The organism is Serratia sp. GW822-FHT06D09, from assembly GCF_058799515.1.
Map to the genome: position 1 here is coordinate 182,028 of NZ_JBXALO010000001.1, position 24,419 is coordinate 206,446.

The 24,419-nt window shown below is 54.8% G+C and carries 20 protein-coding genes, 1 tRNA gene and 1 other RNA gene; 10 read left to right on the forward strand and 12 right to left on the reverse strand.

The genetic code is table 11. From position 1 onward, the window contains the following. Positions 1–36 precede the first annotated feature (36 nt). The 5 genes from AC1RKG_RS00870 to ppsR form a co-directional block, all read right to left on the reverse strand. The gene (locus AC1RKG_RS00870) at positions 37–2,118 is read right to left on the reverse strand and encodes a TonB-dependent hemoglobin/transferrin/lactoferrin family receptor (protein ID WP_122079093.1); all 2,082 of its coding nucleotides are present in this window, start codon (positions 2,116–2,118) and stop codon (positions 37–39) included. Positions 2,119–2,211: 93 nt separating this feature from the next. Next, positions 2,212–2,403 (reverse strand): hemin uptake protein HemP, encoded by a 192-nt coding sequence (gene hemP, locus AC1RKG_RS00875; protein WP_493181704.1) that lies wholly within the window; start codon positions 2,401–2,403, stop codon positions 2,212–2,214. A gap of 162 nt (positions 2,404–2,565) precedes the next feature. Then, positions 2,566–3,051: a glutathione peroxidase gene (locus AC1RKG_RS00880; RefSeq protein WP_020826646.1), complete on the reverse strand. Its 486-nt coding sequence runs from the start codon at positions 3,049–3,051 to the stop codon at positions 2,566–2,568. A gap of 103 nt (positions 3,052–3,154) precedes the next feature. Then, a complete protein-coding gene (locus AC1RKG_RS00885) occupies positions 3,155–4,201 on the reverse strand; it encodes a 3-deoxy-7-phosphoheptulonate synthase (protein ID WP_046373703.1) in 1,047 nt (348 codons plus the stop codon). Positions 4,202–4,395: 194 nt separating this feature from the next. Continuing rightward, positions 4,396–5,217 (reverse strand): posphoenolpyruvate synthetase regulatory kinase/phosphorylase PpsR, encoded by an 822-nt coding sequence (ppsR, locus tag AC1RKG_RS00890; RefSeq protein ID WP_017892646.1) that lies wholly within the window; start codon positions 5,215–5,217, stop codon positions 4,396–4,398. Positions 5,218–5,749: 532 nt separating this feature from the next. Here ppsR and ppsA point away from each other — a divergent pair. Then, positions 5,750–8,128 (forward strand): phosphoenolpyruvate synthase, encoded by a 2,379-nt coding sequence (gene ppsA, locus AC1RKG_RS00895; RefSeq protein ID WP_046373702.1) that lies wholly within the window; start codon positions 5,750–5,752, stop codon positions 8,126–8,128. Between the two features lie 112 nt (positions 8,129–8,240). Here the strand turns inward: ppsA and rprA are convergent. Together rprA and ydiK are read right to left on the reverse strand one after the other, a co-directional pair. Continuing rightward, an RNA gene (gene rprA, locus AC1RKG_RS00900) (antisense sRNA RprA) lies at positions 8,241–8,351 on the reverse strand. Between the two features lie 260 nt (positions 8,352–8,611). Next, positions 8,612–9,712 carry an AI-2E family transporter YdiK gene (ydiK, locus tag AC1RKG_RS00905; protein ID WP_020826650.1) on the reverse strand — a complete coding sequence of 367 codons (1,101 nt, stop codon included), beginning with the start codon at positions 9,710–9,712 and terminating at the stop codon, positions 8,612–8,614. A 243-nt stretch (positions 9,713–9,955) separates the two neighbouring features. Here ydiK and ydiJ point away from each other — a divergent pair, with 243 nt between their 5' ends. Both ydiJ and menI read left to right on the forward strand, forming a co-directional pair. Further along, positions 9,956–13,012, forward strand: a complete 3,057-nt coding sequence (ydiJ, locus tag AC1RKG_RS00910) for a D-2-hydroxyglutarate dehydrogenase YdiJ (protein WP_493181705.1) — start codon at positions 9,956–9,958, stop codon at positions 13,010–13,012. Continuing rightward, positions 13,009–13,425 (forward strand): 1,4-dihydroxy-2-naphthoyl-CoA hydrolase, encoded by a 417-nt coding sequence (gene menI / locus AC1RKG_RS00915; RefSeq protein ID WP_493181707.1) that lies wholly within the window; start codon positions 13,009–13,011, stop codon positions 13,423–13,425. Before ydiJ ends, menI begins: the two co-directional genes overlap by 4 nt. A gap of 54 nt (positions 13,426–13,479) precedes the next feature. Here the strand turns inward: menI and AC1RKG_RS00920 are convergent, their stop codons facing one another. Further along, on the reverse strand, positions 13,480–13,884 hold the full coding sequence (locus tag AC1RKG_RS00920; RefSeq protein ID WP_004943694.1) for a hypothetical protein: 405 nt from the start codon (positions 13,882–13,884) through the stop codon (positions 13,480–13,482). A 555-nt stretch (positions 13,885–14,439) separates the two neighbouring features. On the opposite strand from AC1RKG_RS00920, the gene sufA reads away from it, so the two are divergent. The 7 genes from sufA (at position 14,440) to AC1RKG_RS00955 (ending at position 21,407) form a co-directional block, all read left to right on the forward strand. Beyond that, entirely contained in the window at positions 14,440–14,811 is a 372-nt protein-coding gene (gene sufA / locus AC1RKG_RS00925) for a Fe-S cluster assembly scaffold SufA (protein WP_020826654.1), read from the forward strand. Positions 14,812–14,825: 14 nt separating this feature from the next. After that, positions 14,826–16,322 carry a Fe-S cluster assembly protein SufB gene (sufB, locus tag AC1RKG_RS00930; RefSeq protein WP_041414521.1) on the forward strand — a complete coding sequence of 499 codons (1,497 nt, stop codon included), beginning with the start codon at positions 14,826–14,828 and terminating at the stop codon, positions 16,320–16,322. 42 nt (positions 16,323–16,364) lie between these two features. Continuing rightward, entirely contained in the window at positions 16,365–17,111 is a 747-nt protein-coding gene (gene sufC / locus AC1RKG_RS00935) for a Fe-S cluster assembly ATPase SufC (protein ID WP_020826656.1), read from the forward strand. Beyond that, the gene (gene sufD, locus AC1RKG_RS00940; protein WP_115058947.1) at positions 17,086–18,378 is read left to right on the forward strand and encodes a Fe-S cluster assembly protein SufD; all 1,293 of its coding nucleotides are present in this window, start codon (positions 17,086–17,088) and stop codon (positions 18,376–18,378) included. Before sufC ends, sufD begins: the two co-directional genes overlap by 26 nt. Continuing rightward, the gene (gene sufS, locus AC1RKG_RS00945) at positions 18,375–19,595 is read left to right on the forward strand and encodes a cysteine desulfurase SufS (RefSeq protein ID WP_020826658.1); all 1,221 of its coding nucleotides are present in this window, start codon (positions 18,375–18,377) and stop codon (positions 19,593–19,595) included. Before sufD ends, sufS begins: the two co-directional genes overlap by 4 nt. 93 nt (positions 19,596–19,688) lie before the next feature. Further along, a complete protein-coding gene (sufE, locus tag AC1RKG_RS00950; RefSeq protein WP_020826659.1) occupies positions 19,689–20,102 on the forward strand; it encodes a cysteine desulfuration protein SufE in 414 nt (137 codons plus the stop codon). A gap of 291 nt (positions 20,103–20,393) precedes the next feature. After that, entirely contained in the window at positions 20,394–21,407 is a 1,014-nt protein-coding gene (locus AC1RKG_RS00955; RefSeq protein ID WP_020826660.1) for a L,D-transpeptidase family protein, read from the forward strand. A 142-nt stretch (positions 21,408–21,549) separates the two neighbouring features. On the opposite strand, the gene AC1RKG_RS00960 is transcribed toward AC1RKG_RS00955, so the two are convergent. From AC1RKG_RS00960 to AC1RKG_RS00975, 4 genes are all read right to left on the reverse strand, one after another. Continuing rightward, complete coding sequence (locus AC1RKG_RS00960) at positions 21,550–21,786, reverse strand: major outer membrane lipoprotein (RefSeq protein WP_004943717.1); 237 nt, start codon at positions 21,784–21,786, stop codon at positions 21,550–21,552. A 308-nt stretch (positions 21,787–22,094) separates the two neighbouring features. After that, a complete protein-coding gene (gene pykF / locus AC1RKG_RS00965; protein ID WP_493181708.1) occupies positions 22,095–23,507 on the reverse strand; it encodes a pyruvate kinase PykF in 1,413 nt (470 codons plus the stop codon). Between the two features lie 404 nt (positions 23,508–23,911). Continuing rightward, positions 23,912–24,217, reverse strand: a complete 306-nt coding sequence (locus tag AC1RKG_RS00970) for a cupin domain-containing protein (RefSeq protein ID WP_493181710.1) — start codon at positions 24,215–24,217, stop codon at positions 23,912–23,914. A 123-nt stretch (positions 24,218–24,340) separates the two neighbouring features. After that, positions 24,341–24,417 (reverse strand) — tRNA-Val (locus tag AC1RKG_RS00975). Between the last annotated feature and the right edge of the window lie 2 nt (positions 24,418–24,419).

Sequence of the window (24,419 nt, forward strand, 5' to 3'; positions counted from 1 at the left end):
CGGCGGGCATTCGGGTTGCCCGCCGGATTCAAAACGTTACCACTGATAGCTGACCAACAGTTTGGCGTTGCGGCCATCCTGCGGAATGCCCTGCGGCGAGTAGTATTCTTTGTCGAAGGCGTTGCCCAGCACCACGGTGGTGGTAACGCCCTGCAGACGATCGCGGCCTTTATAGCTCAGGTAGAAATCATTGACGCCGTAGCCGCCTTGCTCCGGTGTGCCGGTTTCTACACGGCTGGCGCGTTGGGCCAACGTCGCAACCCACCCGGTAGAGAGACCGGTTTCACCCAGCGGGATATCCAGCGTGCTGGTAACGGTGTCTGGATTGATGCTGTTTAACCATTCGCCGCTGGTTTCATTTTTTCCACGTGTTCGGTTGTATGCCAAATCCCAGCCAAAAATTGGCGTTTTATAGCTCAACATGGCATCCCAACCCCAGATCTTCGCACGATCGATATTGGTCGAGAAAGTGGTGCAACTGATGCAATAAGGGCCACGGGGACCACGTCCCAACTCCATGGTGACGTCGGTAGTGATGTAGTCTCGGGCTTTGGTGTCGAAGTAACTGGCTTTGAATTGCAGACTATCGTCAGCTAAGAGCAGATCGTCAAAGCGCAGCCCGAAACCATACTCTTGGGTGGCATTAGTTTCCGGTTTCAGATTCGGATTAGGTACCCAATTGTTGGTGATGGTGGTAGGTCCCATGGGAATAGAGAAATGTTTAGAGTCGTTATACATTTCACCCATGGTCGGCGCACGAAATGCCTGCGAGTAAGAACCGAACAACATCAGCCAATCGGTTGGCGTAATGCTGATAGCGCCACGAGATGACCACTTGTCAGCATCCACATCCGCATAGCCGTCGCTGGAGCCTTTGTAGTTATCGTAACGAGTCCCGGCAAGCAGGGTCACCGGCAGGTCTCGCAGGGTAATTTCATCTTGTAACCAACCGGAGGCAAAGTTGATTTTCGCTTGGGGGAAGCTCTCTGTTGCACCGCCCGGCGTTTGTTCCTGCTTGTAAGCTTCACTGCCATAAGTAAACAGATGAGAAGCGAAGGTATCAGCAAACAGGCGGGTGCGGTTTTCCAGTTTCGCGCCACGGGTAGTTTGTTTGCGCGCCTCGTCTTCGTTGCCATGAGTGTGGGCGTTGATCTCCACTTCGGAATAATAGACTTTGGCTACGGCGTCGAGCCAATCCTGACCCACCGGCTTAAGTTTGTAGCTGAGTTGACCGTCACGCTGGATGCTTGAACGATCGGTCATCAGGTTTCCGCTGCTGCTGGCGGACTCCTGCGGGTTTTTCGGTTCCTGCGCCCGATTGTTGTAGTAGCGCAGGTCACCACTTAATGATTGATTTTCATCAATCTTCCAGGTGCCTTTGGCCAGCACATTGCTGATGGTCTCGTCGTTGGGCGCGTCAAAACCGTTGCCCTGACGCAAATCGCCAACGTCGCGAGTGCCGAATGACAGCAGGCCGTCGAGGTTGTCGGTCTTGCCATAGGCGCTGGCGCCCATACCCAGGCTGTGATCGCCACTGCCCGCTGTGCCGTAAACCCGGAACCCGGTGTCATGACCTGGCAGCAGCAGATCGGCGGCATCCACGGTTTCATAAGCAATTACGCCGCCCAGTGCGCCACTGCCGTAAAGCAGGGCCGAAGGGCCGCGTACCACTTCAATGCGTTTTACCAGTGCCGGATCCAGGAAGGTGGCGCCAAGATGACCGGTATCGGTGCCTTGACGGATACCGTCTACCAGCGTCAGTACGCCGTTTTTACCGTAGCCGCGCATGAAAACATCTTGGCCATTGGTACGGCCGGTGCCATTGACGGTTATGCCCGGCACGCGGCGCAGCATGTCGGCGGCGCTGGTGGCGGTCTGGCTTTCAGGGCTATTGCCTTCGATCACGGTGACCATCATCGGCGCTTCAAAACTGCTGCGTGCATTGCCGGTGGCGGCAACGGTCAGGGTTTCATCGCTGGCTTTACTCGTTTTAGCCGACACATCGCTGGAAGAAGAAGCCGTGTGGTTGGTTTGTGCAAAAGTCACCGTCGGCAGAGCGCAGGCAATCGCCAGACTCAATGCGGATAAACGCAGCCGGGTGTAAGGGATCAGAGGCATGTCGCAACTCTCCGTATGTTTTTAACATATCAATAGATTTGCTGGCTGCCTGGATCAATATCGATCGGGGTGGCTGGCGTTGAGGGATGGGTGTTATTTGGTCAGGATCAATTTCCCGGCTTTGGTCTGCCGCAGCTGGTAGCGCTGGCCCTGATGGATGATGATCGCCACGCCCTCGGCGTCGAGCAGCTGAGCGCTGTCGTAGCAGGGAGGCGAGGTCAGGCCACTCACCGCGGGGCTTACGGTTTTGGCAGGTAAGTCGTTATTGTGATTATCCATCGTCATGTGTTTATAAAACAGACCGTTAAATAGCAATTAATATCAAAGTGAGAATCATTATCATGTGAACGAAAGGTTACATCAAGGAAAATTTTCTTACCGATGGAACCTTTTTGTAGGAAGGGAAGGTGAGAGGGGCTGAAGGGGCTCAGCCCGTCTAAAACAAGGTTATTTCAGCAGGGTTTCAATGCGGTCGAACAGGCGCTCGGGTTTGGTGATCGGTGCGAAGCGTTTCACCCGTTGACCGTCGGCGGTCAGCAGAAATTTGGTGAAGTTCCATTTGATTCGCTGGCTGCCCAATACGCCCGGGGCAAGGCGTTTCAATTCATTGAACAGCGGATGCGCCCCAGGACCATTGACCTCAACCTTGCTGAACAGCGGGAAGCTGACGCCGTAGTTCAGAGTGCAGAAGTTGGCGATCTCCAGGGGATTACCGGGCTCTTGGGAACCGAACTGATTGCAGGGAAAGCCCAGCACCATCAGCCCCCGTTCGCGGTAATACTGCCACAGGTTTTCCAGCCCACGGTATTGCGGCGTAAAACCGCATTTACTGGCGGTGTTAACCACCAGATAGGCTCGGGCGGGGAAATCCCCCAGCGTTTTGTGTTCCCCTTGCAGGGTGACGCAGGGGATGGATAACAGTGAGTGGATCATGTCGAGGTTCCAAATCCTTTACAGGGAGACTGCGAGAATTGCTAACAGTATAGATGAGCGGATGACAGGAGAAAAAACCGGGACGGGCGCCCCGGTTTTGGCATCAGAAGCGGGTATCTACCGCATCGGCCAGCATGGCCAGCAGCTGTTCGCTGTCGGCCCAGCTCAGGCAAGGATCGGTAATTGACTGACCGTAGGTGAGCGGTTGACCGGCCACGATTTTCTGGGTGCCTTCCACCAGGAAGCTTTCCGCCATCACGCCGGTCACGGCAGCAGAACCGGCACGGATTTGCTGGCAAACATTTTCTGCTACTTCCAACTGGCGGCGATGCAGTTTCTGGCAGTTGCCGTGGCTGAAGTCGATCACCAGGTGTTCCGGCAGGTCGAATTCACGCAGGCTGTCGCAAGCGGCAACGATATCGGTAGCATGGTAGTTCGGGGTTTTGCCACCGCGCATGATGATATGACCATAAGGATTGCCGCTGGTCTGATAGATAGTCATCTGGCCGTGTTTGTCCGGGGACAGGAACATGTGTCCGGCGCGCGCCGCACGAATGGCGTCAATGGCGATGCGAGTATTGCCGTCGGTACCGTTTTTGAAGCCCACCGGGCAGGAGAGCGCCGAGGCCATCTCACGGTGGATCTGGCTTTCGGTGGTCCGTGCGCCAATCGCGCCCCAACTGATCAGGTCGGCGATGTATTGACCGACCACCATATCGAGGAATTCGGTAGCGGTAGGCAGGCCGAGCTGGTTCACTTCCAGCAGCAGCCGACGCGCCATTTCGATCCCACGATTCACCTGGAAGCTGCCATCCAGCGCCGGATCGGAGATAAGGCCTTTCCAGCCCACCACGGTACGCGGTTTTTCAAAATAGGTGCGCATCACGATTTCCAGGCGATCCTGGTAACGTATGCGCAGTTGGTTCAGGCGGCCGGCATAGTCTACGGCGGCGTCGAGATCGTGTATCGAGCATGGGCCGATAACCACCAGCAGGCGGCGATCTTCACCGGTCAGGATTTTTTCAATGCGTTGCCGGGAGGCCGTCACGTTATCCGCGATTTCCGCCGAGATCGGCAACTTCTCCGCCAGTTCTTGCGGCGTGACAAGGCTGTCGATGCGCGCGGTCCGCAGTTCATCTGTTTTGTGCATGATTTTCTCTAAAGACTTTTCTTCGCTGCGGCAGGAGTGCCGGGAAGTGATGGCGATCACAATAACGTAAAAACCGATGAATTCAACCGGAGAAACTGTGTTCTGTTGATCAGAATCGCTAAAAAAAGCACAAAAAACGTCGCCAATGAAGAAATAAGCAGCACGCGGCAGGGGACCGGCCCACCGCGTGAAAACTAGAACATGCGGCGGCTCATGCCCAGAATGTCCAGAATTTTGGTCGAGATCTCCTCTACCGAATAATTGGTGGTATTGAGATAACGGATCTGATTTTTACGGAACAGCGCTTCCACCTCGGCAAGCTCCATTCGACACTGGCGAATAGAGGCATAACGGCTGTTTTCGCGCCGTTCTTCACGGATAGCGGCTAAACGCTCCGGATCGATAGTCAGGCCGAAAAGCTTGTGCTGAAACGGCTTCAGCGCGGCGGGAAGGTGTAAATTGTCCATATCATCGGCGGTAAACGGGTAGTTGGCGGCGCGGATGCCGAACTGCATCGCCAGGTACAGGCTGGTGGGGGTTTTGCCACAGCGTGAAACCCCGAGCAAAATCACCTGGGCCTGGTCGAGATTACGCAGCGAAATGCCGTCATCATGGGCTAACGTGTAGTCAATAGCCGCGATACGGGCATCATATTTACCGAGGTTGCTGGCCGTCAGGCCGTGGGTACGATTAGGGACCGGGGTAGGCTCCACCTCTAACTCACCCTGCAGCGGGCCGACCAGTGCTTGCACAATATCCTGACAAAACCCTTCGCTCTGGGTGATGACTTTGCGCACTTCCGGCGAAATGATCGAGTAAAACACCAGGGGCCGCACGCCGGTATCTCGATAGATATCATTAATCTGCTGACAGACTCCACGGGCGCGCGCCTCGGTTTCGACAAAGGGCAGCGTAAAGGTTGTGGCCTTCACCGGAAATTGAGACAGCACGGCGTGGCCCAAAACCTCGGCGGTGATCGCCGTGCCATCCGAAATATAAAAAACGCTTCTTTCCACCCGAGGCTCCTTACCTGAAACGGTGATGCAGTTATCGCATCGGCTTGCTCTTATCATGGGCTTGAGATGATCGAGCGGTAAAGGGGCGGGCAAAAAAAATGTGATAGTGAGGGCAGAGTCGTCGATTAATTTCGCCGATCAAGGAATAAGCTTTCGTCGGAGCGTTATTGATTGAAACTCTATTTTAAATTTTATGAAAAGCAGGGGTTTCTTTTTCTTGAGGAATGGTTCCACAGAACGATGTTATTTTCACCAAAATCATTAGTGATAATATGGTTTTTAAAAATCAAGTTTAAAAATTACTTAATTTGTTGAGATTTAAGCTATTAGTGCGACAGGGAACGATTCCATCCTCATTTTTCATTTCAGGAAGTTTTCCTAAAATCCATTTTCTTCGCCGGGTTGATCGATTCACCTTTCCATTTCCTATGGATCATTGTGCTAGTCTGATTCGGCACCGTTTTAGCGGCGCTGATAAAGCAAGCGAATTAAATCCGTCTATACCCTACTGATAGCAATAAGGATTGTCTCGATGTCCAACAATGGCCCAGACTTGCGTAATGTGCTTTGGTACAACCAGCTCGGCATGCACGACGTTGACCGTGTCGGCGGCAAAAATGCCTCCCTCGGTGAAATGATCACCAATCTTTCCGATTTGGGCGTAGCCGTGCCAAACGGTTTTGCCACCACCGCGCAGGCGTTTAACGATTTCCTCGAGCAAAGCGGTGTTAACCAGCGCATCTATCAGTTACTGGATCAAACTGACGTTGACGACATTGCCCAACTGACCAAGGCTGGCGCGCAAATCCGTCAATGGATCATCGACACGCCGTTCCATGCAGAGTTCGAGCGCGAAATAAACCTGGCTTACCAGCAACTGGCCGACGGCGAGCCGGAAGCCTCTTTTGCCGTGCGTTCTTCCGCCACCGCAGAAGACATGCCGGACGCTTCCTTTGCCGGGCAGCAGGAAACCTTCCTCAACGTGCAGGGCATCGACGCCGTAATGGTGGCGATCAAGCACGTATATGCCTCATTGTTTAACGACCGTGCCATCTCTTACCGCGTGCATCAGGGTTACGATCACCGCGGCGTGGCTTTGTCGGCCGGCGTGCAGCGCATGGTACGTTCTGACCTGGCGTCTTCCGGCGTAATGTTCACCATCGATACCGAATCCGGTTTTGACCAGGTGGTGTTTATCACTTCCGCCTTCGGCCTGGGTGAAATGGTGGTGCAGGGCGCGGTAAACCCTGACGAATTCTACGTGCATAAACCGACGCTGCTGAAAGGCAAGCCGGCTATCGTGCGTCGTAACCTCGGGTCGAAGAAAATCCGCATGGTGTACGCACCTTCGCAGGATCACGGCAAACAGGTACAAATTGAAGACGTGCCAGAGCAGCAACGCAATCGTTTCTCTCTGACCGACGAAGAAGTACAGGGCCTGGCGCATCAGGCACTGCTGATCGAAAAACACTACGGCCGTCCGATGGATATCGAGTGGGCCAAAGACGGCCATACCGGCAAGCTGCTGATTGTTCAGGCCCGTCCGGAAACCGTGCGTTCCAACGAACAGACGATGGAGCGTTACCAGCTTAACGGCAGCAGCCCGGTGCTGGTGGAAGGGCGCGCCATCGGCCACCGCATTGGCGCAGGCCCGGTAAAAGTCATCCATAATATCAGCGAAATGGACCTGATCGAGCCAGGCGACGTGCTGGTGACGGACATGACCGACCCGGACTGGGAACCGATCATGAAAAAGGCCGCGGCAATCGTCACCAACCGTGGCGGCCGTACCTGCCACGCGGCGATCATCGCGCGCGAGCTCGGCATTCCTGCCGTGGTCGGTTGCGGTAACGCTACCGATCTGCTGAATGCCGGCCAGAAGGTCACCGTCTCTTGTGCGGAAGGCGATACCGGCTTTGTGTACAGCGATATGCTCGACTTCAGCGTGCAGAGTTCCGAAGTGACCGAGCTGCCGTCACTGCCGCTGAAAATCATGATGAACGTCGGTAACCCCGACCGCGCCTTTGACTTTGCGCGCTTGCCGAACGAAGGCGTGGGCCTGGCCCGGCTGGAATTTATCATCAACCGCATGATTGGCGTGCATCCGAGGGCATTGCTGGAGTTTGATCAACAGACTCCAGAACTGCAGCAGGAAATCAAGGCGCTGATGCAAGGCTACGACCACCCGGTCGAGTTCTATGTGGGCCGCCTGACGGAAGGGATTGCCACGCTGGGGGCGGCATTCTGGCCGAAGCGGGTGATTGTGCGCCTGTCTGACTTCAAATCCAATGAATATGCCAACCTGGTGGGCGGTGAGAAATACGAGCCGCATGAAGAGAACCCGATGTTGGGCTTCCGTGGCGCCGGCCGTTACGTCGCCGACAGCTTCCGCGATTGCTTCGCGATGGAATGCGACGCGGTAAAACGCGTGCGTAATGAAATGGGCCTGACCAACGTCGAAATCATGGTGCCTTTCGTGCGTACCGTAGCGCAGGCGGAAGCGGTGGTCGCCGAATTGGCGCGTCAGGGTCTGAAGCGTGGCGAAAACGGCCTGAAAGTGATCATGATGTGCGAAATTCCGTCCAATGCCCTGTTGGCGGATCAGTTCCTGGAACACTTCGATGGCTTCTCCATCGGCTCCAACGACATGACCCAGCTGACGCTGGGGCTGGATCGCGATTCGGGCGTGGTGTCTGAACTGTTTGACGAGCGTAACGAGGCGGTTAAAGCGCTGCTGTCGATGGCGATTCAAGCGGCTAAACGCCATGGCAAATACGTCGGTATTTGCGGGCAGGGCCCTTCCGATCATGAGGACTTCGCCGAGTGGTTGATGGAGCAGGGCATTGACAGCCTGTCGCTCAACCCGGATACCGTGGTGCAAACCTGGGTCAATCTGTCGAAGAAAAAGTAATTCTTCGACATAAGATTCCGCATTAACTCTAAAGCCGTAGCTCAGGTTACGGCTTTATTATTTCTGAATGTAAATAGAATGGATTTCGGCATTAATCTTGGCCAAAAAAAGAATAAAAAAAAGCCCATCATAGGAGACGGGCAAAGACTACACACAGCAATTCACATGTATGGCATTACATTGTTAGGAAATCTTGCTTTAAATCAGATGTTTGAAGCAATAGATGGCAATAATACTAGATATTTAAACGAAATTAGTCATTAAGAATCATCCTAATCAAGATCCAGGTTCCCATTTATTTTAAACCTTGCTCAATTTTATCTTCAGGCTAAAAAGATGTATTCATGCGGTATGTTTAATTAATGCACGCTAGCCCGGCATTCAGAGGGACTTTATTAATTATCGCCGCGACGGATTGAAGTAAATGAGAATGGATATGGATAAAGAAAGGATTCTGCCCGGGGAGCCGGGCAGAGATCCGGATTACATCTGTTCCAGGTCTTTGGCGACTTCTTCCAGATCGGTCGTCGGTTCCGGCGCTTCGTTCATCCAGGCGGTGAGCAAGCGATAAGACACCGCCAGCACCACGGGGCCGATAAACAGGCCAATCATGCCGAAAGCCAATAGGCCGCCGATAACACCGGACAAGATCAGCAGCATCGGCAGATCGGCACCCATGCGGATCAGCACCGGCCTCAATACGTTATCCAGCGTAGCCACCACGCAGCTCCAGACCAGCAGCACGGTGCCCCAGGTGGTGTCACCGCTCCAGTACAGCCAGATAATGGCTGGCACCAGCACCAACAGCGGCCCCAGTTGCGCGACACAGCAGATAAAGATCAGCACCGTCAGCAGGGTGGCGGCTGGAATGCCAGTCACCGCCAGGCCAATACCGCCCAATACCGATTGTACCAGCGCCGTCACCACCACGCCCAAAGCCACCGCACGGATTGCCTGACCACCCAGCACGACGGCAGCATCGCCTCGTTCGGCGCCAAGACGCGTTGCGAAGTGGCGAATGCCCAGGGCAACCTGCTCACCACGGGCATAGAGCAATACGCTAAACAAAAGCATCAGCGTGCAATGTAACAACAGGCGACCAATATGCGCCGCCTGCGCCACAAACCAGGTGGCGGTTTGGCCGAAGTAGGGTTGCACTTTCGCCACCAGGGCAGTGCCGCCGGCACTCACCAGCGTATGGTAGCTGTTATATATCTTATCGCCGATCATCGGGATCGATTGCAGCCACGCCAGATCGGGAATATGCAGCTTGCCGGGGGTACTGGCCCAGGCAACCACGGGCGCGCTGTTGTCGACCACGCTGCTGACCAGCAGAGAAATCGGCAGGATGAACAGCAGGATCAACAGCAACGTCATGACCAACACGGCCAGCGAGCGGCGGCCCCAAAGTATTTTTTGCAGCTTGATCAGCAGCGGCCAGGTGGCGATAACCACCATGCCGGCCCAGGCAAAGCCGAGAATGAACGGTTGAATGACCCAAAAACAGGCGACGATCATAATGGCGATAAACAGCACGCCAAAAATAATCCGTGGCAAATCGTATCGGGACTGGGGGATTGTCATGAATGGGTTCTCATCCTGGTAAGTTAATTCCTTTGTTTAGATTAAGCATGGTGCATTTTCGTCACTTTTCATCATGCGCCGCACCTTTTATCGCGCGTCGTCTGACGACCTAATAATGTGCATGCCTTCACTAAACGAGTATGTTAGTTTTTATGCCTAATAAAAAGTAGGGTGGGTCTGAATAAAGGCCTGATTCAGCGTGCATAAGCACATAAAAAATAGACAGACAGGGTCAAAAAGCGAATGATCCCACAGATTTCTCAGGCACCCGGCCTCGTTCAACGGGTGCTCGACTTTTTGGAAGCCTTAAAGCAAAACGGATTCAATGGCGATATCGCCACCAGCTACGCCGACCGGCTGACGATGGCGACCGACAACAGTATCTATCAGTTGCTGCCCGACGCGGTAGTGTTTCCCCGCTCCACCGCAGACGTGGCGCTGATTGCACGCCTGGCGGCTGAAGAGCGTTTCAACGCGCTGACCTTTAGCCCCCGCGGCGGCGGAACCGGCACCAACGGACAGTCGCTTAACAGCGGCATCGTGGTGGACATGTCGCGCCACATGAACCGTATTCTGGACATCAACGTCGAGCAGGGGTGGGTCAAGGTGGAGGCTGGGGTGATCAAAGACCAGCTTAACCAGTACCTGCGGCCCTTGGGTTATTTTTTCTCGCCGGAGCTTTCCACCAGTAACCGCGCCACGCTGGGCGGCATGATCAATACCGACGCTTCCGGCCAGGGGTCGCTGGTGTACGGTAAAACCTCCGATCACGTACTGGGCCTGCGGGCGGTTTTGCTGGGCGGCGACATGATCGACACTCGCGCCATGCCGACGCCACTGGCGGAAACGATTGCCTGTGAGGAAACCCTTGAGGGGCAGATTTACCGAACGGTACTCAACAGTTGCCGTGACCAACGCGCGCTGATCCTGGAAAAATTCCCCAAGCTAAACCGCTTCCTGACCGGCTACGATCTGCGGCACGTGTTTAGCGACGATCTGCAAACCTTCGATTTGACGCGTATCCTGACCGGCGCCGAGGGGACGTTGGCCTTTATTACCGAAGCGCGGTTGGACATTACGCCGCTGCCGAAGGTGCGCCGCCTGGTGAACGTTAAATACGACTCCTTTGATTCCGCGCTGCGTAATGCGCCCTTTATGGTTGAAGCCAAGGCGTTGTCGGTAGAAACCATCGATTCCAAGGTGTTGAACCTGGCGCGTGAGGATATCGTCTGGCATTCGGTGAGCGAACTGATCACCAACGTGCCGGATAAAGAGATGCTGGGCCTGAACATCGTCGAATTTGCCGGTGACGACCAGGTCCTGATCGACCAGCAGATGGAAAGCCTGTGCCTGCGATTAGACGAGCTGATCTCCGAGAGGCAGGGCGGCGTGATTGGCTATCAGATCTGTGGTGATTTGGTGGGCATCGAGCGCATTTATAACATGCGCAAAAAGGCGGTCGGGTTATTGGGTAACGCCAAAGGGCGGGCCAAACCGATTCCCTTTGCCGAAGACACCTGCGTGCCGCCTCAGCATCTGGCCGATTACATCGTCGAATTCCGTCAGTTGCTGGACAGCCACAACCTCAGCTACGGCATGTTCGGTCACGTCGATGCCGGCGTGCTGCACGTGCGTCCCGCGTTGGACATGTGCGATCCCCAGCAGGAAGTGCTGATGAAACAGCTCTCCGATCGGGTGGTGGCACTGACCGCCAAATACGGCGGCTTGCTGTGGGGTGAACACGGTAAAGGCTTCCGCGCCGAATACAGCCCGGAGTTTTTCGGCGAGCAGCTGTATCTGGAACTGCGTCGCATCAAAGCCGCATTCGATCCGAACAACCGCCTCAACCCCGGCAAAATTTGCTCGCCGCTGGGCGTCGATGCGCCAATGATGAAAGTGGACGCCGTCAAGCGCGGTACCCTCGATCGCCGCATTCCTGTCGAGGTACGTACTTCGTTCCGGGGGGCGATGGAATGTAACGGCAACGGTCTGTGCTTCAACTTTGACGTGCGTAGCCCGATGTGCCCGTCGATGAAAATCACCGGCAATCGTATCCATTCGCCAAAAGGCCGGGCCGCGCTGGTGCGTGAATGGCTGCGTCTGCTGTCCGAGCAGGGCGTCGATCCCGTGGCGTTGGAAAAACAGCTGCCACAGCAGCGGCTCAGTTTCCGAACGCTGATCGAGAAAACCCGTAACAGCTGGTACGCCGGCAAAGGCGAATATGATTTCTCGCACGAGGTGAAAGAGGCGATGTCCGGCTGTCTGGCCTGCAAAGCCTGTTCTACCCAATGCCCGATCAAGATTGACGTGCCGGGCTTCCGTTCGCGTTTCCTGCAGCTTTACCACACGCGTTATCTGCGGCCGGCGCGTGACTATATGGTCGCCGGAGTAGAGAGCTATACGCCGCTGATGGCGAAAGCGCCCAAGGTGTTCAACTTCTTCTTCCGTCAGCCCTGGGTGCGTGAGCTAAGCCGCAATACTGTCGGCATGGTTGATTTGCCGATGCTCTCCAGCCCGACGCTGCGTCAACAGCTTTCCGGCCATGGTGCCACGACCATGACGCTGGAACAGCTTGAAGCGCTGAACACCGAACAACGCGAGCAGCACGTTTTGATCGTGCAGGATCCCTTCACCAGCTATTACGATGCCAAAGTGGTGGCGGACTTTGTACGGCTGGTGGAAAAGCTCGGCTACCGGCCGGTGCTGCTGCCGTTTTCTCCGAATGGCAAGGCGCAACATATCAAAGGATTCCTGACGCGCTTTGCTCGTACTGCGCGCAAAACCGCCGATTTCCTCAATCGGGTGGCAAAACTCGGTATGCCGCTGGTGGGGGTCGATCCGGCGCTGGTGCTGTGTTATCGCGATGAATATAACGAGATCCTGGGGGAAACCCGTGGGGACTTCCAGGTGCAACTGGTGCACGAATGGTTGCAGCAACTGCTGGCCGAGCGGGCTGAACAGCCTGCGACCGGTGAGGCCTGGTATCTGTTCGGTCACTGTACTGAAACCACCGCCTTACCGGCCAGCGGTCAGCACTGGACGTCGATCTTTGCTCGCTTCGGCGCCAGGCTGGAAAATGTCAGCGTAGGCTGCTGCGGCATGGCGGGTACTTACGGGCATGAAGTGAAGAACCTGCAGAATTCGCTCGGCATTTATGAGCTATCATGGCACCAGGCATTGCAACGTTTGCCGCGGCAACGTTGTCTGGCGACCGGTTACTCCTGTCGCAGCCAGGTCAAACGCATTGAGGGTAACGGTGTACGGCACCCATTACAGGCACTTCTGGAGATGATTGAGTGAAACTGTGGAAACGAGAAACGACGCTGGAACAATTAAACCAGGCTGGTGAAGGCTGTATGGTCAGCCATGTGGGGATCCAGTTTACCCGAATGGAAGAGGATTACCTTGAGGCTACCATGCCTGTGGACCACCGTACGCGGCAGCCGTTTGGTTTGTTGCACGGTGGGGCCTCGGTGGTGCTGGCGGAGTCGATGGGATCGATGGCTGGTTACCTGTGCAGCGAGGGCGATCAGAAAGTAGTAGGGTTGGAGATCAATGCCAACCATCTGCGAGCGGTGTTTGAAGGCCAGGTACGCGGGGTTTGTCGCGCACTGCATGTTGGCCGTAGGCATCAGGTGTGGCAGATTGAAATCTTCGATTCGCGCGGCCGCCTTTGCTGCACTTCGCGTTTAACTACCGCAGTGATCGATTAAGTTTCCTTCCCCCGCAGGCATTCCGGCCTGCGGGTTTCTTGTCAGTCGGCGGGGTTACAGCTGAAACGGCACCCGCTTGACGAAGTCCTTCTGGAAGGCGTTGGCTTTCTCCCAGGTGCCTTCCATCGCGTATTTCTGGCAGATCAGGGTCAGGGTATGGCGTGCAAAATGGTAGCTCTGAACCCGAAACAGCTGGCAGCGCTGCGGATTGTTGATTTCCACGATCAGCCGATTATGCAGCTTGCTCAACGCGTGCAGATAGCTTTCATCATCGCCGTTTTCCAGGCACAGATTGGCCATGTTGAGGCTGACGTTGTTGTAGCGTTTCAGGTGGTTGATATTGCACTCCGGCCGCCTGAGCGACGCTTCCGCCATGTAGAAATCTACCGTGGCGTCACGCACGCTGAACTTATAGTCATCAATTTTGCCCAGCAGCCACGCATTCATCGAGATATTCATTTGCCCGCGCTCAATTTGTAATTGAATGATAATCATTATCATATTTACTGGCGCGTTTACGATCAATCATTCTGTTGAAATTTTTATCGCGGCAGGGGGATGCATTGAGCGCACGGCGACCCAATATGGTCAGTAACGACTAAACTTTAGTCATAGAGCGTGCGAATTGTCTGCCTGCAGTGAAGCGCGAAAGAGTGGGAAAAGTCCCTTATTGTCGATAAACGCATTTTTAAGACAGACAAAATTCAGAAATAGGTATTTTCTATGAATGTTTAAAGCAAAATAAAAATCCGGATCTGTAAAGCGTTCGAGCCAATAGGCATGCGCGAAGGTAGTACAGGATGTGCTGTAAATTCATAGGGATAAATTGATCCCCTTGCCGACCTGCAGCGATTGTGTCGCTGACTGTCCCGCGCGCTTGCCGCATGCCGAAACGAAAATCCGGGTTTTTGGCGGATACCCCCGCAAAACAAACGGTTGAAGTGATAATTGTTATCACTAACATAGTAGCAACCCAGATTGGCTGTGGAAAAACACGAGTGTGAGGTAGGCCATATGCAAACGGAAAATGTCGGCACCTTTTCTCTGGACGAAAATGTCTGGCAAGGCATTTTGCTCAGTGATAATGCCGTACAACAAATTACTAAATTAATGCAGCAGGATCCGCAGGTGAAGGGGCTGCAGCTCGGGGTGAAGCAGTCAGGCTGCGCCGGGTTTGCCTATGTGCTGGATCTCACCCGTGAACCCGCTGACGACGACCTGCTGTTTGAGCGCGATGGCGCCAAACTGTATGTGCCGTTAAAAGCCATGCCGTTTATCGATGGCACCACGGTGGATTTTGTCCGTGAAGGGCTGAATCAGATATTCAAATTTAACAACCCTAAAGCTCAGCATGCCTGCGGGTGCGGCGAGAGTTTTGGCGTTTGAGCGATGCAATCAACATGACACGAAGCAATGTAGAAATGCCTAATGAAGTGCAGGCTTGGGTCAGCGAAGGTCGCTATAAAGAAGGCTTTTTTACCCAACTGGCTACCGACGAGTTAGCGAAAGGCATCAACGAAGACGTGGTGCGCGCCATCTCGGCCAAGCGTAACGAACCTGAGTGGATGCTGGAGTTCCGCCTGGAGGCTTACCGTGCCTGGCTGCAAATGGAAGAGCCGCACTGGCTGAAAGCCAACTATGACCGGCTGAATTACCAGGACTACAGCTATTATTCGGCGCCGTCCTGCGGCAGTTGTGATGACGCCTGCGGCTCGCAGCCCGGCGCAGAACAGCAGCCCGGCGCGGTCACGGACAACAATTACCTGACCAGCGAGGTTGAACTGGCGTTTAACCAGCTCGGCGTGCCGGTGCGAGAAGGCAGTGAAGTGGCGGTGGACGCGATCTTTGACTCCGTCTCGGTCTCCACCACCTATCGCGAGAAGTTGGCCGAGAGCGGGGTGATTTTCTGTTCGTTCGGCGAGGCGATCCACGAATACCCGGATCTGGTACGCAAATACCTCGGCCGCGTCGTACCCTCAAACGACAATTTCTTCGCCGCGCTGAACGCCGCGGTGGCCTCTGACGGTACCTTCGTCTATGTGCCGAAGGGCGTACGCTGCCCCATGGAACTGTCGACCTATTTCCGTATTAACGCCGCCAAAACCGGGCAGTTCGAACGCACCATCCTGATCGCCGACGAAGGCAGCTATGTCAGCTACATCGAAGGCTGCTCGGCTCCGGTACGCGACAGCTATCAGCTGCATGCGGCGGTGGTGGAAGTGATCCTGCACAAAGACGCCGAAGTGAAATACTCGACCGTACAGAACTGGTTCTCCGGCGGTGACAGCAAGGGCGGGATCCTGAACTTTGTCACCAAGCGCGCACTGTGCGAAGGCGCCGGGTCGAAAATGTCCTGGACCCAGTCGGAAACCGGCTCGGCCATCACCTGGAAGTACCCGAGCGTGATCCTGCAGGGCGACAACTCTATCGGTGAATTCTTCTCTGTGGCGCTGACCAGCGGCCATCAGCAGGCGGACACCGGCACCAAGATGATCCACATCGGCAAGAACACCCGTTCGACCATCATCGCCAAAGGTATCTCTGCCGGGCACAGCGAAAACACCTATCGCGGCCTGGTGAAGATCCTGCCGGGGGCGGAAAACGCCCGTAACTTTACCCAGTGCGACTCGATGCTGATCGGGCCGGACAGTGGCGCCCATACGTTCCCTTATGTTGAGGCGCGTAACAACAGCGCGCAGCTGGAGCATGAAGCCACCACCTCAAAAATTGGCGATGACCAACTGTTCTACTGCCTGCAACGCGGCATCAGTGAAGACAATGCCATTTCGATGATCGTCAACGGATTCTGTAAGGACGTGTTCTCTGAGCTGCCGCTGGAGTTCGCCGTCGAGGCGCAGAAGTTATTGGCCATCAGCCTGGAACACAGCGTGGGCTAATCGCCGGATTTACAGCGCGAAAGCGCGACCTAAGGACACTGCATGTTAAGTATCAAGAATTTAAAAGTCAGCGCGGAAGGCAACGAGATCCTCAAGGGTCTGGACCTGGAGATCAAACCCGGTGAAGTGCATGCCATCATGGGGCCGAACGGCTCGGGCAAAAGCACGCTTTCGGCGACCCTCGCAGGGCGCGAAGAGTATGAAGTCACTGAGGGCGAGGTGACCTTTAAAGGTAAAGACCTGCTCGAGTTGGATCCGGAAGACCGTGCCGGCGAAGGCGTGTTTCTGGCGTTCCAGTACCCGGTGGAAATTCCCGGCGTCAGCAACCATTTCTTCCTGCAGACGTCCGTGAATGCGGTGCGAAAATACCGCCAGCAGGAGGCGCTCGATCGCTTCGATTTCGCTGATTTTATCGAAGAGAAGATTGAACTGCTGAACATGCCGCCCGATCTGCTGACCCGTTCGGTCAACGTCGGTTTCTCCGGTGGGGAGAAAAAGCGTAATGATATTCTGCAGATGGCGGCGTTGGAGCCGGATCTGTGCATTCTGGATGAAACCGACTCCGGTTTGGATATCGATGCGCTGAAGATCGTCGCCAACGGCGTTAACTCGCTGCGCGACGGCAAGCGATCGTTCATTATCGTCACGCACTACCAGCGTATTCTGGATTACATCAAACCGGATTACGTTCATGTTCTTTCCCAGGGGCGCATCGTCAAATCCGGCGACTTCTCCCTGGTGAAACAGTTGGAGGAGCAGGGCTATGGCTGGCTTACCGACGAACAATAACTCACGCGCGCTGCAGCAGCTTTATAGCCTGTTCGAAGAGCGCGGCGGCGAGCATTCCGCGCATGCGCTGGCGCACTGGCAGCAGGCTTTGCGCCTGGGCTGGCCGACCCGCAAGCATGAGAACTGGAAATACACGCCGCTGGAAGGCCTGCTGGAGCAGCAGTTCCTGGAGCCGCCTGTAGAGCAGGTGACCACGGCTCAGGTGGATGCACTGGCGTTGGCTATCGATGCATATCGGTTAGTGTTTATCGACGGCCGTTTCAGTGCGGCGCTGAGCGATGGCGAACTGGGCGATTATCAGTTTGACGTTGCCTCCTACGGCACGCCACAGGCGCTGCCTGAGCCCATTCAGCCTGAAATTTTTCTGCACCTGACCGAAAGCCTGGCGCAGGAAACCAGCATTATCCGCGTGGCGGCCGGTAAAAGCGCGTCACGCCCTTTGTACCTGTTGCATATCAGCAGCGGACGCGGTGCTGCAGGCGAAGTGAACACCGTGCATCACCGTCATCATCTTGAGATTGGGCGTAGCGCCCAGGCCGAAGTGATTGAGCATTACGTCAGTTTGAACGATGCCGCGCATTTCACCGGCGCACGCCTGACCGCCAATGTGGCTGACAATGCCCAACTGCATCACTGCAAACTGGCGTTTGAAAGCCAGCCAAGTTACCACTTTGCCCATAACGATTTGGTGATTGGCCGCGACGCGCAGGTGAAAAGTGACAGCTTCCTGCTCGGTGCGGGCCTGACGCGCCACAACACTAGCGCGCAGCTTAACGGTGAAGGATCTAATTTGGTGATCAACAGCCTGGTGCTGCCGGTCGGCAAAGAGGTGTGCGATACCCGAACTTACCTGGAACACAACAAGGGTTACTGCGAAAGCCGCCAATTGCACAAAGTGGTGGTTAGCGACCGCGCCAAGGCCGTGTTCAATGGCATGATCAAAGTGGCCAAGCACGCGATAAAAACCGATGGGCAGATGACCAACCACAATCTGCTGTTGGGCAAAGTGGCTGAGGTCGATACCAAACCGCAGCTGGAAATCTATGCCGATGACGTGAAGTGTAGCCATGGCGCCACCGTCGGGCGTATCGATGAAGAGCAGCTGTTCTATCTGCAATCACGGGGCATCGACAAGCACGCTGCGCAACAGATGATTATTTTTGCCTTTGCCGCTGAGCTGACTGAGGGGATCGGTAACGAAACCATTCGTGAATCGGTGCTGGCGCGCATTGCACGGCGCTTGCCGGAGCCGGGGGAGGCCGCATGAGTTTTCCCATCGAACGGGTGCGCGGCGATTTCCCGATCCTGTCGCGTGAGGTCAACGGCCAGCCTCTGGCTTACCTCGACAGCGCGGCCAGTGCGCAAAAGCCGCAGGCGGTAATCGATCGCGAGCTGGATTTTTATCGTCACGGTTATGCGGCGGTGCATCGCGGCATCCACACCATGAGCGCCGAGGCGACTCAGGAAATGGAAGCGGTGCGTGAAAAGGTGGCGGCGTTTATCAATGCCGGCTCGGCGGAAGAGATCGTATTCGTTAAAGGCACCACCGAAGGCATCAATCTGGTGGCCAACAGCTTCGGTCGCCACTTCCTGCAGCCCGGTGACAGCATCATCATCACCGAGATGGAGCACCATGCCAACATCGTGCCCTGGCAGATGCTGGCGCAAGAGCGTGGGCTGAACCTGCGTGTCTGGCCGCTACAGCAAGATGGTACGTTGGATGTGGCGCAGTTGCCTGGATTGATCGATGCCACCACCAAACTGCTGGCGTTGACTCAGGTTTCCAACGTGTTGGGCACGGTCAATCCGGTGCAGGAAATTACGGCGCAGGCCAAAGCTGCCGGTCTGAAGGTGCTGATTGACGGTGCGCAGGCGGTCATGCACCAACGGGTTGATGTGCAAGCGCTGGATTGTGATTTCTACGTGTTCTCAGGCCACAAGCTGTATGGGCCTTCCGGTATCGGCGTTCTCTACGGTCGTCAGGCGCTGTTGCAGCAAATGCCACCGTGGGAAGGCGGCGGCTCAATGATTCAGCAGGTGAGCCTGACTCTCGGCACCACCTATGCCGAGCCACCGTGGCGTTTTGAAGCCGGTTCCCCCAATACTGCAGGCATGATGGGACTGGGGGCGGCGATTGACTACGTGAACGCGCTGGGGCTGGAGGCGATTGCAGATTATGAGCATTCGCTGATGCATTATGCGCTCGAAGCGCTGCAGCAGGTACCGACGCTGAAGATCTATGGTCCGGCGGATCGCGCTGGGGTGATCGCCTTTAATCTGGGCGAACACCATGCCTATGACGTCGGCAGCTTCCTGGATCAGTACGGCATCGCTATTCGCACCGGACATCATTGCGCGATGCCGCTGATGGCGTTCTATAATGTGCCGAGCATGTGCCGCGCCTCGTTGGCGTTGTACAACACCCGCGAAGAAGTTGACCGGCTGGTGGCCGGGTTGCAGCGAATTCAAAAACTGCTGGGATAGGGTAGACTGTCGGGCTTGGCGCTATTGGCTGAGCGCCGGTGGCCAGTGACATGGGGTCGGCATGCCGGCCCCTGAATTATTGAAAGGAACCTCATGGCGAATTTGCCGGATAAAGAAAAGTTGGTGCGTAATTTTTCCCGTTGCCTGAACTGGGAAGACAAGTACCTGTATGTCATCGAACTGGGCGCGAAGCTGCCGGCGCTTGACGATAGCGAACGTCAGGCGGGCAATCTGATTTCCGGTTGTCAGAGCCAGGTGTGGATTGTGATGCGGCTCGATGAACAAGGGCAGGTCGAGTTTCACGGGGATAGCGACGCGGCTATCGTCAAAGGGCTGCTGGCGGTGGTGTTTATTCTTTATCACCAAATGACGCCGCAGCAGATTGTCGAGCTGGACGTGCGGCCGTTTTTCGCCGAACTGGCGTTGAGTCAGCACCTGACGCCTTCCCGTTCTCAGGGGCTGGAAGCCATGATCCGCGCAATCCGCAGTCAGGCCGCCAAACTCTGATATTCCTAAGGCTCATTGATAAGACGCTTATATTTGCTATGTCAATGAGTCTTTACAAAACCCGCCCAACCCTGCCATTCACCCCGCAAATCAGTGACATATCAGCAGCTTATCCCTTGACGTTATACTGACAAATGGAGAAAGCGATTACGTTATAACATGTTGATTTTTAGAGGACTTATTGCCTTTGACGTCAGCATTGCTAGTATTAATCAGGTCTTGTCTGATTTACCGGTCACCAAGTGCCAGATAGCCTTGTGGCCGAACCGTAATAAGCATATAGGGATGATAATGAAACGTGCGTTGAGTTTAATGGGCATGCTATTTGCCACCGTACTGACCGGCACGCAAGCCGCCAGCGCGAGCGAATACCCGCTGCCGCCGCCGGACAGCCGTCTGATTGGCGAGAACACCACCTATACCGTACCGAACGATGGGCGTCCGCTGGAGGCGATTGCTGCCGACTATAAAATTGGTCTGCTGGGCATGCTTGAGGCCAACCCGGGTACCGATCCCTTCCTGCCCAAGCCGGGTTCGGTGTTGACCATCCCGACCCAAATGCTGTTGCCGGACACCAAGCGTGAGGGGATTGTCGTCAACCTGGCCGAACTGCGTCTGTATTACTACCCGAAAGGTGAGAACAAGGTCATCGTTTATCCTATCGGTATCGGCCAGACCGGGATGCACACTCCGCTGCAGGTGACCTCCGTAAGCCAAAAAATCCCGAACCCGACCTGGACGCCGACCGCCAATATCCGCAAGCGCTATCTGGAGAAAGGCGTGAAGCTGCCGGGCGTGGTGCCGGCCGGTCCTGAAAACCCAATGGGCCTGTTCGCTATGCGTCTGGCTATGGGGCACGGTGAGTATCTGATCCACGGCACCAACGCCAACTTCGGTATCGGCATGCGCGTCAGCTCTGGCTGTATCCGTCTGCGCCCAACCGATATCGAGGCGTTGTTCAACATGGTACCGCGCGGTACCCGTGTTCAGGTCATTAACGATCCGGTGAAAATTTCGGTTGAACCGGACGGTAAACGTTACGTAGAAGTGCATCAACCGCTGTCGAGAGTTGAAAGCGACGATCCGCAGACCATGCCGATTACGTTGTCCAAAGCCGAGAAGGCTTTTGTCGGCGATGCACAGACCGATAAGGCCGTGTTCGATAGCGCGGTTGTACGCCGCTCTGGCATGCCGGTGCTGGTTAACGTGGGGCAGAACCCCTCTGACGTCAGTTTAACGCCTGTAGCCTCGCAGGAAGCGAATAAGGGCCCGTTCAAGGGTGCACCTATCAGTTCGGTGAATTAAAAAGTAGCCGTAGCGGTCAATACCGATGGGTTCAGCGTGCTGAGCCCTTTTTTTCGCCTAAAGACGGAAGGGGGGAAATGCGGAAATGACAGGCAAAAAAAACGGCGCACAATGTGCGCCGTTTTCAATAACCGAAGCTATCTTACTTTTTGTAAGCGTGAGCTTGGTTGTCCAGGCGCTGGTTAGCACGTGCTGCGTCGTCTTTAGCTGCTTGAACGTCAGAACGGATTGCGTTCACGTCGTTGCTCAGCTGGTCAACTTTAGCGTTCAGAGTCTGAACGTCAGAAGACAGTTGATCGATTTTAGCATTGCTAGAGCAGCCTGCCAGCAGAGTGGAACCCAGGATTACCGCGCCCAGTACCAGTTTAGTACGATTCATTATAACACCCTCTAGATTGAGTTAATCTCCATGTAGCGTTACAAGTATTACACAAACTTTTTTCGAAAGAGAATAATTTTTTTGTATTGGAGTGCTTTATTTTGATCGTTCGCTCAAACTTACAGCTTCTTTTGAAAAATAGTTAAAAAATGTAGGGAAAACAGCTGGATTCCATGGGACAACTCCGATTTATAATTAGCTAAATAATGAGCAATCCACGGTTGCGTTTTTGAGAAAACAGTTTACCAGTGCTAAAAAAAACGCCGCTAAGCGGCGTTTTCATCAAAATAATTATGTCACGTTTTATATTAAAGCACGTGAACCGAGGCAGTATTGGTTGTGCCGCTCGGAACCAGAGCACCGGAAACCATCACCACAACGTCGCCTTTTTGTGCCAGACCGCTGGCCAGCGCCGCTTCTTTACCGATGCGATAGAAGTCGTCGGTAGAGGCAATTTCCTTGACCATCTGTGGGATCACGCCTTTGCTCAGAATCAGCTGATGCGTGGTGACTTCATTGGTGGTCAGCGCCAGGATCACGGCGTTAGGGAAATATTTACGCACGGATTTGGCTGATTTGCCGCCGCTGGTGGCAACCACGATCAGTGGCGCATCCAGTTTCTCTGCGGTTTCAACGGCGCCACGGCATACGGCTTCTGTGATACGCAGCTTGCGGTTGTCATTCAGGCTGTCGATACGGCTTGGCATCACGCGGTCAGTGCGCTCACAGATGGTCGCCATGATGGTAACGGCTTCAAGCGGGTACTTACCCTTGGCGCTTTCGCCTGACAGCATCACTGCGTCGGTACCGTCCAGAATGGCGTTGGCAACGTCGCCGGCTTCTGCGCGGGTAGGGCGTGGGTTCTTGATCATGGAATCGAGCATTTGGGTGGCGGTGATCACCACTTTACGTGCGCGGTTACATTTTTCGATCATCATCTTCTGCGCGAAGATCACTTCTTCTACCGGGATTTCTACGCCCAGATCGCCACGAGCGACCATGATGCCGTCAGAAGCTTCGAGGATTTCGTCGAAGTTGTTCAGGCCTTCCTGGTTTTCGATTTTGGAGATGATCTGGATCTGCTCGCCGCCGTGGGCTTTCAGGTGCTCACGAATTTCCAGCACGTCGGAACGCTTACGGATAAAGGAAGCGGCAACAAAGTCCACACCCTGTTCGCAGCCGAAGATCAGGTCGCGTTTGTCTTTTTCAGCCAATGCCGGCAACTGGATGGAAACGCCCGGCAGGTTAACGCCTTTGTTTTCGCCCAGGTCACCGCTGTTAAGCACCTTACAAACCACTTCGTTTTCGGTCACGTTGGTGACTTCCATGCCGATCAGGCCGTCGTCCACCAGTACGGTGTTGCCGATTTTCAGATCTGCGCTAAAACCGGCGTAGGTTACTGCAACGCGTTCGTTGTTGCCGATAACGCTCTGATCGGTGGTGAAAGTAAAGGTCTGGCCGGCAACCAGAGAGGCATCTTTGCCGCCTTCCAGTTTCATGGTGCGGATTTCCGGGCCTTTGGTATCCAACAGGATACCGGCGTTCTGACCGGTTTTCGCCATCACGGCGCGCATGTTCTTGATGCGGTTGCCGTGCTCTTCGTAATCGCCGTGGGAGAAGTTAAGGCGCATTACGTTCATGCCGGCGTTCAGCAGGTTGGTCAGCATTTCTTCCGATTCGGTTTTTGGACCGATGGTACAAACAATTTTGGTCTTTTTCATGACGGAGTTTTCTACAAGTTGTGATGGATAATAAAACGAATAAAACCAGCGGTCAGGCCACTGATAAGGGATTTGAGTCGTGCCTGGTGGTGCAAAACATAGTTAAGGATAGGTGACCGGAGTCGAAATGGGGCGGAAAAATTCAGCCCGCGCCGGGATGCGGGGATGCTGCGCAACGTGATGAGATGAAAATGTGTTGTTATTGCGTTTTCGCAGATCAAGGGCTGAAACCATTCAACTGAAAGACGTTGCGCATTATAAAGGCTAAGCGGCGGGAAACAAAATAAAAAACCGGTGCTAACGCTCGGATCCGGCAAATCAGCAGCAAATGTGGCGCAAATGCAAACTGACAGCTGCGGTTTGTTGCGCAAATAACCTTAGTGTAAACATGCCATTGGCCGATTTTAGCCGGATACGATAATTTCCAGCAGCGTACCGGCCGACAGGCAGAAGCAGCCGCTGGCAATGTTAGCGGGGATGGCGATAGTTTCACCGGCCAGGACCACCTGGGTATCATTGCCGACGGTGAATTCAAACTCACCGGAAACCACCTGCGTCTGCAGAGCGTAAGCCCGCTTTTGCAGTTGACCGAAGGTTCCTGCGTCGAACTTTACTTCCGTGGCGCTGGTGCCGTCGCTCATTACCCCTTGCCTGCGGGTAAGGCCGGTGTCCAGTTTTTCAAACGCAGTCTCTGCGGTAAATTTCAGCATGGGATCTGTCCTGATAGGGTATTGGCCTTGATGATACCTGATGTGGTTTGCGGTAGCAGGAGCAAAGTTTTAAAGCTTGAGGAACTGTCGGGCCGAAAGGGTGGAGCTGCGGATATTATGATTTGGTGCGTCCGAGTGGACTCGAACCACCGACCCCCACCATGTCAAGGTGGTGCTCTAACCAACTGAGCTACGGACGCAC

What these genes read in the sequence shown, in the direction of transcription:
- AC1RKG_RS00870 (WP_122079093.1), bottom strand. Translation starts at nt 2,118, where the DNA reads ATGCCTCTGATCCCTTACACCCGGCTGCGTTTATCCGCATTGAGTCTG.
- hemP (WP_493181704.1), bottom strand. Translation starts at nt 2,403, where the DNA reads ATGACGATGGATAATCACAATAACGACTTACCTGCCAAAACCGTAAGC.
- AC1RKG_RS00880 (WP_020826646.1), bottom strand. Translation starts at nt 3,051, where the DNA reads ATGATCCACTCACTGTTATCCATCCCCTGCGTCACCCTGCAAGGGGAA.
- AC1RKG_RS00885 (WP_046373703.1), bottom strand. Translation starts at nt 4,201, where the DNA reads ATGCACAAAACAGATGAACTGCGGACCGCGCGCATCGACAGCCTTGTC.
- ppsA (WP_046373702.1), top strand. Translation starts at nt 5,750, where the DNA reads ATGTCCAACAATGGCCCAGACTTGCGTAATGTGCTTTGGTACAACCAG.
- ydiK (WP_020826650.1), bottom strand. Translation starts at nt 9,712, where the DNA reads ATGACAATCCCCCAGTCCCGATACGATTTGCCACGGATTATTTTTGGC.
- ydiJ (WP_493181705.1), top strand. Translation starts at nt 9,956, where the DNA reads ATGATCCCACAGATTTCTCAGGCACCCGGCCTCGTTCAACGGGTGCTC.
- AC1RKG_RS00920 (WP_004943694.1), bottom strand. Translation starts at nt 13,884, where the DNA reads ATGAATATCTCGATGAATGCGTGGCTGCTGGGCAAAATTGATGACTAT.
- sufA (WP_020826654.1), top strand. Translation starts at nt 14,440, where the DNA reads ATGCAAACGGAAAATGTCGGCACCTTTTCTCTGGACGAAAATGTCTGG.
- sufB (WP_041414521.1), top strand. Translation starts at nt 14,826, where the DNA reads ATGACACGAAGCAATGTAGAAATGCCTAATGAAGTGCAGGCTTGGGTC.
- sufC (WP_020826656.1), top strand. Translation starts at nt 16,365, where the DNA reads ATGTTAAGTATCAAGAATTTAAAAGTCAGCGCGGAAGGCAACGAGATC.
- sufD (WP_115058947.1), top strand. Translation starts at nt 17,086, where the DNA reads ATGGCTGGCTTACCGACGAACAATAACTCACGCGCGCTGCAGCAGCTT.
- sufS (WP_020826658.1), top strand. Translation starts at nt 18,375, where the DNA reads ATGAGTTTTCCCATCGAACGGGTGCGCGGCGATTTCCCGATCCTGTCG.
- sufE (WP_020826659.1), top strand. Translation starts at nt 19,689, where the DNA reads ATGGCGAATTTGCCGGATAAAGAAAAGTTGGTGCGTAATTTTTCCCGT.
- AC1RKG_RS00955 (WP_020826660.1), top strand. Translation starts at nt 20,394, where the DNA reads ATGAAACGTGCGTTGAGTTTAATGGGCATGCTATTTGCCACCGTACTG.
- AC1RKG_RS00960 (WP_004943717.1), bottom strand. Translation starts at nt 21,786, where the DNA reads ATGAATCGTACTAAACTGGTACTGGGCGCGGTAATCCTGGGTTCCACT.
- pykF (WP_493181708.1), bottom strand. Translation starts at nt 23,507, where the DNA reads ATGAAAAAGACCAAAATTGTTTGTACCATCGGTCCAAAAACCGAATCG.
- AC1RKG_RS00970 (WP_493181710.1), bottom strand. Translation starts at nt 24,217, where the DNA reads ATGCTGAAATTTACCGCAGAGACTGCGTTTGAAAAACTGGACACCGGC.